The 2,535-nt window shown below is 66.0% G+C and carries 3 protein-coding genes; 1 reads left to right on the top strand and 2 read right to left on the bottom strand.

What is annotated here, in order from left to right:
* Window positions 1–44 precede the first annotated feature (44 nt).
* Entirely contained in the window at window positions 45–941 is an 897-nt protein-coding gene (gene ppk2, locus ACHFFZ_RS10235) for a polyphosphate kinase 2 (protein WP_394276523.1), read from the bottom strand.
* Between the two features lie 204 nt (window positions 942–1,145).
* On the opposite strand from ppk2, the gene ACHFFZ_RS10230 reads away from it, so the two are divergent.
* Window positions 1,146–2,366, top strand: a complete 1,221-nt coding sequence (locus ACHFFZ_RS10230; protein ID WP_394276522.1) for a globin domain-containing protein — start codon at window positions 1,146–1,148, stop codon at window positions 2,364–2,366.
* Between the two features lie 4 nt (window positions 2,367–2,370).
* On the opposite strand, the gene ACHFFZ_RS10225 is transcribed toward ACHFFZ_RS10230, so the two are convergent.
* On the bottom strand, window positions 2,371–2,535 hold a 165-nt coding region (locus ACHFFZ_RS10225; protein ID WP_394276524.1), incomplete at its 5' end, for a DUF445 family protein.

Genomic DNA, 2,535 nt, shown 5'->3' with positions numbered 1-2,535 from the left:
TGCTCATGGCCGGCCCGTCAGTGCGAGCCAGCGCGAGGTCAGGTTCAGCCAATCGTCTCGCGTCCTCGGGTGACGATCAGCGGGTCGGGCTCGTGCACCACCGAGGTGTCCTTGCCGTCATAGTCGAACTGGTTGAGGAAGAAGCGCATCGCATTGATGCGGGCGCGCTTCTTGTCATTGCTCTTGATGCTCCACCAGGGGGCGTAGTCGGTGTCGGTCGCTGCGAACATGGCGTCCTTGGCAGCCCCGTAGTCATCCCACTTGTCGAGGCTCTCGATGTCCATTGGGGAGAGCTTCCACTGGCGCACCGGGTCGAGCTGGCGGATCGCGAAGCGGGTGCGCTGTTCGTGCTGGGTCACCGAGAACCAGAACTTGGTCAGCGAGATGCCGGCATTGGTGATCATCTTCTCCAGCAGGGGAGCCTGCACCAGGAACTGCTGGTACTCCTCCTCCTCGCAGAAGCCCATCACCCGCTCGACGCCGGCCCGGTTGTACCAGGAGCGGTCGAACAACACGATCTCACCGGCGGTGGGGAAGTGGTTGATGTAGCGCTGGAAGTACCACTGGTGAAGCTCGCGGTTGCTCGGCTTGGTCAGCGCCACGGTGTGCAGGTACCGCGGGTTGAGGTGCTCCTCGAAGCGCTTGATCGTGCCACCCTTGCCTGCGGCGTCGCGGCCCTCGAAGAGCACGATGTGCTTGAGGTCATTGTCCTGGGTCCAGTACTGGAACTTGAGCAGTTCCACCTGCAACGCGTACTTCTCCTCCTCGTACTCGTCGCGGCCCATCCGCTCCTCGTAGGGATAGTCCTCGCGCCAGGTCTCGACGGCCGAGCCCCCGGGATCGATGAGGTCGGGATCGCTCCCGGCAATGTCGGGCAGCACCGTGTAGCCCTCTGCCCGAAGACGGTCGATGTACTGGCGGTAGTGGCTGGTGTTCGGCATGTCCTCTTCCCGATGGCATCCGGGCGCAGGCGCGCCTGGATCGATCCTAGGCAGGGCTGGCTGCTGCCGCAGCGGCTGGCGGACCTTGGGCCAAGAATTTGCTGAGTCGTCACCTGCCCGTCATCCGGGCACGCCACCGCCGAAAAACATGGCAGTTTCCGTGTCAATGATAATCTCGAGACCAGTCAACCCGAGGAGCGACAGATGAGCGAGTTCACCACCCATGAGATCTCCGCCGAACACGCCAAGACGGTGCGCCAGACGCTGCCGCTGGTCGGTTCGAAGATCGACGAGATCGCGCCCAATTTCTACCGCCGCATGTTCGCCGCCGAGCCAGAACTGCTGCGCGACACCTTCAACCGCGGCAACCAGGCCCAGGGCGCCCAGCAGCGAGCCCTGGCCGCATCAGTCGCCACCTACGCCACCCTGCTGGTGGACGACCGGGCCCCCTCGCCGGACGCCCTGCTCAGCCGCATCGGCCACAAGCACGTCAGCCTGGGAATCACCGAGGACCAGTACCAGATCGTCCACGACCACCTGATGGCTGCCATCGTCGAGGTGCTCGGTGCCGATGTCGTCACCGCCCCGGTCGCCGAGGCCTGGGACGCCGTCTACTGGAGCATGGCCAAGACCTTGGTCGCCTTCGAGAGCACGCAGTACCACGAGCTCGGCGTCGAGCCCGGAGATGTCTTCTTCACCGCCAGGGTCAGCGAGCGTATCGACCGCAATGACAGGATCGCCACCTTCACCATCGTCGCCCGCGACGGCGAGAAGCCGTTGCCGGCGTTCAAGCCTGGCCAGTACACCTCGGTGCGTCGCACCATGGCCGACGGCGCCGGGCAGCTGCGCCAGTACAGTCTGTGCAATGCCCCCGGCTCCCATGCCTGGCAGATCACGGTCAAGAAGATCGATGAGGCGGGCAGCCCGGTCGGCGAGGTCTCGGCCTCGATCATCGATGGGCTGAAGGCCGGCGACGAGCTGGAGCTCAGCCTGCCCGCCGGCGACCTGGTCCTCGACACCACCGCCGACAACCCGGTGGTGCTCATCAGCGCCGGCATCGGCGCCACCCCGATGCTCGGCATGGCCAACTACCTGTCCCAGAGCGGCAGCCAGCGCACCGTGCGGGTGCTGCACGCCGACACCGACGCCGAGGACGCGCCGCTGGTCGACGAACTGCGCGCAGCCGTCGAGGAGATGCCCAACGGCTCGATGCAGCTGTGGTTCTCCCATCACGCCACCGAGCCCGCCCTGGCCGGCCACATGGACCTGGCAGACCAGGACCTGCCCGAGGGCGCCAGCTACTACCTGTGTGGCTCCAACTCCTTCCTGCAGGCGGTCCGCGGCCAGCTGGCCGAGCGGGGCGTCGACGAGGAGTCGATCCACTTCGAGCTGTTCAGCCCCAACGACTGGCTGCTGCCCGGCTGAGGCCTCAGACCAGTTGGCTGACCGCGTGGATCGCGAGGCCCGCCAGCGCACCGACGATGGTGCCGTTGATCCTGATGAACTGCAGGTCGCGGCCCACGAACAGCTCGATGCGACTGGCGGCCTCGTCCGCGTCCCAGCGGTCCACCGTGCTGGAGATGACCGTGGTGAG

The organism is Luteococcus sp. (assembly GCF_043424415.1).
Taxonomy (GTDB): domain Bacteria; phylum Actinomycetota; class Actinomycetes; order Propionibacteriales; family Propionibacteriaceae; genus Luteococcus.
This window is presented reverse-complemented; position numbering and strand designations above follow the sequence as displayed.

Coding starts and splice junctions, on each gene's coding strand:
- ACHFFZ_RS10230 (WP_394276522.1), top strand. CDS start 1,146: ATGAGCGAGTTCACCACCCATGAGATCTCCGCCGAACACGCCAAGACG.
- ppk2 (WP_394276523.1), bottom strand. CDS start 941: ATGCCGAACACCAGCCACTACCGCCAGTACATCGACCGTCTTCGGGCA.